This window comes from Rhizobium sp. 01T444, assembly GCF_056398305.1.
On the sequence record NZ_JBFTPD010000304.1, the window covers coordinates 1 to 579 of the forward strand.

Here is a 579-nt window from a genome sequence, read left to right on the forward strand (position 1 = left end):
TCGACAACGACTTCACGCGACGAAGCTGTGGGTGGCGTCGGTCATGCACGAGACGGCGCACGTCCATGCGGCCCAATGGCCGCTCGCAAGGCTCAGCCAGGAAATCGATTCGTTGCAGCTCTACGTCAACGACGTGCTCGAGTTCGCGCGCATCGAATCGATGGACGGCGGCGTGCAACTGACGCCGACGAACATCCAGTCCTTGTTTCAGGAACTCGCCCTCAATTTCGAGAACGTGTCCGAGCATGACGACATCAGCTTGCGCATCCGACGGGCCCGGGCCGTCGTTGCCACCGATGCCTCGATGCTTCTGCGGGTGCTGGAGAACCTGGTCTCGAATGCGCTCAAGTACACCCGGAAGAGTGTCCTGGTGTGCGCGCGCCGCCGGGGCGCGTTCCTCTCGCTGGAAGTGTGGGACCAGGGGCCGGGCATCAAGCGCGAGGCCCATGACCGCATCTTCGACGCCTTCCACCGCGAAGCGGCGGATGGCGACGCTTCGAAGCGAAAGGGTGTCGGCCTGGGATTGGCGATTGTCAAGCGATTCGCCAATCGGATGGGTTACACGGTGGAAGTCCGATC

General features: G+C 62.9%; 1 protein-coding gene. It reads left to right on the forward strand.

Going from position 1 to position 579, the window contains the following annotated elements; genetic code table 11:
* Window positions 1-43: 43 nt before the first annotated feature.
* Window positions 44-579 (forward strand): sensor histidine kinase (locus AC1DTN_RS38600; protein WP_477925485.1); only part of this gene is annotated, 536 nt, incomplete at its 3' end.